Source organism: Streptomyces sp. WELS2, assembly GCF_013870595.1.
In the GTDB taxonomy this organism is placed as follows: Bacteria; Actinomycetota; Actinomycetes; order Streptomycetales; family Streptomycetaceae; genus Streptomyces.
This window is the reverse complement of the sequence record NZ_JACBWZ010000347.1, coordinates 1-6,164: the sequence shown is the minus strand read 5'-3', so window position 1 is coordinate 6,164 and position 6,164 is coordinate 1. Positions and strand designations below refer to the sequence as shown.

Annotated in this window: 7 protein-coding genes; all 7 read right to left on the bottom strand. The window is 70.6% G+C overall.

Going from position 1 to position 6,164, the window contains the following annotated elements:
- Positions 1-229: 229 nt before the first annotated feature.
- Complete coding sequence (locus tag H5J33_RS20005) at positions 230-811, bottom strand: sugar kinase (RefSeq protein WP_181796301.1); 582 nt, start codon at positions 809-811, stop codon at positions 230-232.
- A complete protein-coding gene (locus H5J33_RS20000; protein WP_181796300.1) occupies positions 808-1,953 on the bottom strand; it encodes an ROK family glucokinase in 1,146 nt (381 codons plus the stop codon). Before H5J33_RS20000 ends, H5J33_RS20005 begins: the two co-directional genes overlap by 4 nt.
- 83 nt (positions 1,954-2,036) lie before the next feature.
- Positions 2,037-2,807 carry an ATP-binding cassette domain-containing protein gene (locus H5J33_RS19995; protein WP_181796299.1) on the bottom strand — a complete coding sequence of 257 codons (771 nt, stop codon included), beginning with the start codon at positions 2,805-2,807 and terminating at the stop codon, positions 2,037-2,039.
- The gene (locus H5J33_RS19990) at positions 2,804-3,847 is read right to left on the bottom strand and encodes an ABC transporter permease (protein ID WP_181796298.1); all 1,044 of its coding nucleotides are present in this window, start codon (positions 3,845-3,847) and stop codon (positions 2,804-2,806) included. The genes H5J33_RS19995 and H5J33_RS19990 overlap by 4 nt, the downstream gene beginning before the upstream one ends.
- Complete coding sequence (locus tag H5J33_RS19985; RefSeq protein WP_181796297.1) at positions 3,844-4,848, bottom strand: sugar ABC transporter substrate-binding protein; 1,005 nt, start codon at positions 4,846-4,848, stop codon at positions 3,844-3,846. The genes H5J33_RS19990 and H5J33_RS19985 overlap by 4 nt, the downstream gene beginning before the upstream one ends.
- Before the next feature lie 221 nt (positions 4,849-5,069).
- Positions 5,070-5,807, bottom strand: a complete 738-nt coding sequence (locus tag H5J33_RS19980; RefSeq protein WP_181796302.1) for a GntR family transcriptional regulator — start codon at positions 5,805-5,807, stop codon at positions 5,070-5,072.
- Positions 5,808-5,955: 148 nt separating this feature from the next.
- A partial coding sequence (locus H5J33_RS19975) for a response regulator transcription factor (protein WP_181796296.1) occupies positions 5,956-6,164 on the bottom strand: 209 nt, incomplete at its 5' end.

Here is a 6,164-nt window from a genome sequence, read left to right as displayed (position 1 = left end):
GGGCGCGGGCAGATAGACGCACGCGAGGCGCACCCAGGCCGGGTGCCCGGCCCGTGTCTCCCGGGAACCCTCCGTGTGCTCGGCCACCGCGGCCGTCGTGCTCGTCATCCGTCCTGCCACCTCCCGCCCGTGCGTCGCACCGGTCGTCCTCGACTCGTCCTCGACTCTACGGGCGGGGTCTGACAATCGGCTCCGGAGCCCGGCCGGGGCCCCTGGCCGGGGCCGCTGGTCAGGGGACCGTGCGGGAGACGACGTAGACCAGCGGGAGCTGGGGGTCGGACAGGTCGACGACCACGTCCTGGGTGGGCGCGGGGTTCTTCTGCTCGTGGGTCAGCCCCCACCAGGGTCCGCGCCCGCCGAAGGTCCAGCCGCTGACCTCGCGGTCGCGCTCGCCGATCGCGATCTCGCCCTTCCGCAGCTGCTCCCGGCGTACGCCCATGGTCCCCAGGAAGCTGTCGAGACCGGCGGGGTTGGTGCGGAACTGGACGTAGAGGCGGCTGGTCTTCCAGTTGTTCGTCTCGTAGTAGGCGACGTCCTCGGCGGGGTGCGGGACGGACACCTGGTAGAGGCGGCGCTGCACCTTGGACGGCCAGCCCGCGGTGAGGCCGGTCGCGGAGTACTTGGCCTCCTTGTCCTTGCCGCTGTCGCGGCTCTGGTTGGCCGAGATCACCAGATAGCCGGCCGGTACGCCGATGAGCAGCACGATGATCAGCAGGGTGAGGGCCCGGCGCCGGGTCTTGTGCCGGGGGTCCTCGGCGGGCCGGTCCGGCCGTGACGGCGGACCGGCCTGGTGGGGCAGCGAGGGCGTCATGCGGTGTCCCGGTCGCGGCGGGCCTGGGCGTAGCGCTCGTAGCGCTCGTAGCGCTCCACCCGGCGCCGCTTGGCCCGGCGGAACCGGCGGGCGACCAGCCGGGCGAGGTCGGCGGCGCCCACCATGCCCGCCTCGGGGCCGAGCTGGGCGCGGGTGATGCGGGCCTCGGGGCGGTAGCCGCGCCCGGTGAGGTGACGCTTGAAGGCGTCCCGGGCCGGGCCGATGAGCAGGTCGTCGGCGGCCGAGACGCCGCCGCCGATGACGAAGCAGGACGGGTCGAGGGCCGCCGCCAGGTTGGCGATGCCGACGCCGAGCCACTGGCCGATGTCCTGGAGCAGTTCCACGCACATCGCGTCGCCCTCGCGGGCCAGCTCGGTGATCATCGGGCCGGTGATGTCGTCGATGTTGCCCTTGACGTGCTCGATGATGCCGTAGGCCACCGGGGAGTCGGCGGCGGCCAGCTCCTTGGCCTCGCGGACGAGCGCGTTGCCGGAGCTGTACTGCTCCCAGCAGCCGCGGTTGCCGCACGGGCAGCGGTGGCCGCCGGGCACGACCTGCATGTGGCCGAACTCCCCGGCGACGCCGAACTTGCCGCGCTTGACCTGGCCGTCCTCCAGGATGGCGCCGCCGATACCGGTACCGAGGGTGATCATCACGAGGTGGTCCTCGCCATGGCCGGCGCCGAAGCGCCACTCCGCCCAGGCGGCGGTGTTGGCGTCGTTGTCCACCAGGACCGGCACGGACAGCCGGCTGGCGAGGCGGTCGCGCAGCGGTTCGTTGCGCCAGGACAGGTGGGGGGCGAACAGGACGCGGTTGCGGTCGGCGTCGACCCAGCCGGCGGCACCGATGCCGACCGCGTGCACGTCGTGCCGGTCGGAGAGGTCCAGGACCAGCTCGACGATGGTGTCCTCGACGACCTTGGGGCTCTTGGACTTGTCCGGGGTCTCCGTGCGGAGCTTCTCCAGGATGTTGCCGTCGGCGTCGACGACGCCCGCCATGACCTTGGTGCCGCCGATGTCGATACCGACCGTGGGCACACGGGGGGCGGTCAGGTGGGACCGGCGCTCCCTGGTGCCGACGGTGCGCAGGACGGGGGCTCGGCGGGAGCCGATGGGGGCGGGGAGGTCGCGGTAGGTGCTCATCGTTGGTCGATTCTGCCGCACGCTCACGCCGGGTGCCGTGCGGGTCGGGGCGGGAAGGGGCTGCGCGTCCCTTCGGTCTCGTCTCAGTCTCGTTGCAGTTCGTGGCGCAGGGCGTCCAGGTCGGAGCCGCCGGCCATCTGCTGGGTCAGTTCGTCCAGGGTGATCTCGTCACGTGTGTAATTTCCCACCATCGTGCCCCTCCTCAGGAGCACGAACCTGTCGCCTACGAGATACGCGTGATGCGGGTTGTGGGTGATCAGAACAACACCCAGGCCCTCATCGCGTGCCGCGGCCACATATTTCAGCACCACACCGGACTGCTTGACGCCCAGGGCGGCCGTCGGTTCGTCCAGGACGAGGACCTTCGCGCCGAAGTGGACCGCGCGGGCGATCGCCACGCACTGGCGTTCACCGCCGGAGAGGGTGCCGATGGGCTGGTCGACGTCCCTGAGGTCGATGCCCATGCGCAGCAGCGCCTCGCGGGTGGTGCGGCGCATGAGGTCGATGTCCATGCGCTTGAACGGGCCGACGCCCTTGCGGGGCTCGGAGCCGAGGAAGAAGTTGCGCCAGACCGGCATCAGGGGGACCACGGCCAGGTCCTGGTAGACGGTGGCGATGCCCCGGTCCAGGGCCTCGCGCGGGGAGGAGAGGGTGGTCTCCTCGCCCTCGATGCGCAGGGTGCCGCCGTCGTGCCGGTGCAGGCCCGCGATCATCTTGATCAGGGTCGACTTGCCCGCGCCGTTGTCGCCGAGGACGCAGGTGATCTCCCCCGCGTGGACCTCCAGGGAGACGCCCTCCAGGGCGCGGACGGTGCCGTAGTGCTTGCTGACGTCGGTCAGCTCGACGAGGGTCATGTGGTCGCCTCCGCGCGCTTGCGGACCCAGGCGTTGAGCAGGGTCGCGAGGAGCAGCATCGCTCCGAGGAAGAACTTGAACCAGTCGGGGTTCCACTCGGCGAAGACGATGCCCTTGCTGGTCATGCCGAACAGCAGCGCGCCCACGGCCGAGCCGACGGCGCTGCCGTAGCCGCCGGTGATCAGGCAGCCGCCGATGACGGCCGCGATGATGTAGATCAGTTCGTTGCCGACGCCCTCGCCGGACTGGACGGCGTCGAAGGAGAAGAGCAGGTGCTGGCCGGAGATCCAGGCGCCGAACGCGACGCCCATGTAGAGGCCGATCTTGGTACGGGCCACGGGGACGCCGACCGCGCGGGCCGCGTCCTCGTTGCCGCCGACGGCGAAGATCCAGTTGCCCGTGCGGGTGCGCAGCAGGATCCAGGAGGCGAGGGCGACCAGGCCGAGCCACCACAGGATGGTGACCTTCACGTCGACGCCGCCGATGGTGAGCGTGGAGGCGAAGACGGCACGGGCGCTGGAGAAGCCCTCCATGTCGCCGATGGTCTTGGTGGAGACCGTGCCGTCGATCAGTTTGGTGAAGCCGAGGTTCATGCCGGTCAGCATCAGGAAGGTGCCCAGCGTGATGATGAAGCTGGGCAGCTTGATGCGGGTGAGCATGAAGCCGTTGAAGGCGCCGACGGCCAGGGTGACCAGCAGTGACACACCGACGCCGACCCAGGTGTTCGCCGTCATCTGGTAGCTGACCATGGAGGAGATCAGCGCGGACGACGTCACCATGACGCCCGCCGAGAGGTCGAACTCGCCGCCGATCATCAGCAGCGCGACGGGTACGGCCATGATGCCGATGGTCGACGAGGCGTACAGCACCGTGCTGAGGCTGGTGGCGCGCAGGAAGCCGTCGGCGACGAAGGCGAAGAACAGGAAGACGGCCAGGGCGCCGACGACCGAGCCGAGCTCCGGGCGGGCGAGCAGCTTGCGCAGCGGGGAGGCGGGCAGCAGTCTCTCGTCGAGCGGCTTGTGATCGGTGACCGTGCTCATCGGGTACCCCGGTCGGTGTACTGGGCCAGCTCGGCGGCCTGGTCCTTGGTGACGATCTGCGGGCCGGTCAGCACCGGCTTGCCGCCGCCGAGGACGTCGTCGTTGTACTTGTACAGCCACAGCAGGTCGACGGCCTCGTAGCCCTGGAGGTACGGCTGCTGGTCCACGGCGAAGCCGAGGGTGCCGTCCTTGAGCGCCGCCGCGACCTTGGGGTTGAGGTCGAAGGTGTCGATCTCGGCCTTGCTGCCCGCGTCGGTCCTGGCCTTCACGGCGGTGTCGGCGAAGGGCGCGCCGAGGGTGACGACGGAGTCGATGGACCTGTCCGCCTGGAGCTTGGCACCGATGGCGGACTGCACGTCGGGCATGTTGGTGCCGTTGACGTAGAGCTTGCCCAAGCTGCCGCGGAAGGTCTTGGCGACGCCGTCGCAGCGCTGCTCGTGGCCCACGTTGCCCTGCTCGTGCAGTACGCACAGGGCCTTCTTCTTGCCGCGCTTGTTCAGCTCCTCGCCGACGGCCTCGCCGGCGATGGTCTCGTCCTGGCCGATGTGGGTGAGGGCGCCGAAGGCCTTGGACTCCTCGGAGCCGGAGTTTACCGTGATCACCGGGATGCCGGCCTTCTCGGCACGGGCCACGGCGGCCTTCATGGCGTCCGGCTTGGCGAGGGTGACGATGATGCCGTCGACCTTCTTGTCCACGGCCGCGTCCACCAGCTGCGCCTGCTGCTGGGCCTCGTCGTCGTGGGAGTACAGGAAGTTGATGTTGTCCTTGACGGCGGCCTGCTTGGCGCCGCTCTGGACGATGTCCCAGAAGGTGTCGCCGTCCCCCGAGTGGGTGATCATCGCGAAGGTCCAGCGCGGGGTGTTCACCGCCGCCCTGCCCTGGGCGGCGGCGGCCTTGCGGGCGTCCTCCGCCCGCTTTCCTCCGGTGCTGCTGCACGCCGCGAGGGACACGGAGAGTGCCCCCGCCAGCGCTATGCCTACCCAGGTCCGAAACCGTGCCACGAGGCCGTGCCCTTCTTGCCGCTTCTGCTGTGCTCCGACGTACGTCCGCTGCTCTGCTGCGACGCACATAAGGGGCGGGCGACCTCACCGTGGGTGCGTCCCGGCGGCGATTTCACCTGCCCCAAACACTTCAGTATCGGACATGCCGACCGCGCATGGCACGACCGGGGACCGAAGGACGGTCGCTTTGTCCGGACATCTCATCGAATACCGGGGCCCGGTCAAGGCCGCACCAGCAGCTGGAACTCGAAGGAGTAGCGGCTCGGGCGGTAGGTGTGGTCGCCCAGCTCGACCGCGCGGCCGGTGTCGTCGTAGGTGGTGCGCCGCATGGTCAGCAGCGGGGCGCCCTCGGGCTCGGTCAGCCGCTCGGCCTCGGTGGCGGTGGCGCCCCGGGCGCCGATGGCCTGGCGGGCGCTGTGCAGGGTGATCCCGGCGGACCGCATCAGCCGGTACAGGCCGGTGGCCTCCAGCCGGCCGGTGTCCAGGTCGAGCAGGCCGGTCGGCAGGTGGTTGATCAGGTAGGCCATGGGTTCGCCGTGGGCGAGGCGGAGCCGTTCGACGCGGTGCACGTCATCGCCCTCGGGGACGCCGAGCGCGGCGGCGACCTCGGCGGGGGCCGGTACGACCGTGTTCACCAGCACGCGGGTGGCGGGGCGCTGACCGGCCGCCTCCAGGTCGTCGTAGAGGCTGCTCAGTTCCAGCGGGCGCTTGACCTGGCTGTGCACGACCTGGGTGCCCACGCCCCGGCGCCGGACGAGGAGCCCCTTGTCCACGAGGGCCTGGATGGCCTGGCGTACGGTCGGCCGGGACAGTCCGAGCCGCGCGGCCAGCTCGATCTCGTTGCCGAGCAGGCTGCCCGGGGTGAGGCTGCCGTGCTCGATGGCGGACTCCAGCTGCCGGGAGAGCTGGAAGTACAGCGGCACCGGGGAACTACGGTCCACGCGGAGGTCGAGCGCCACGGTCGGGCCCACATCTGGTTTCGGCACGGGGCCGAGCGTAGTCCGGTGCCTGGTTGACGGGAAGTCGTGTAGTCAGGTTGTCCGGACATATTCGCGACCGGTCGGTGACGACGGCGTCTTCCGGCGACCGCGATCCCGGCCGGCCGCTCTAGAGACCACCGGCGCCGGCACCCCCGCCCTCGCCGCCGTCGCCGTCGCCGTCCAGCAGTCCCGCGTCGTAGACCAGCAGCGCGATCTGCACCCGGTTGTCGAGGCCGAGCTTGGCGAGGACGCGGGAGACGTGGGCCTTGACGGTGGCCACGCTGAGGAACAGCTCGGCGGCGATCCGCGCGTTGGAGAGCCCGCGCCCGACCGCGA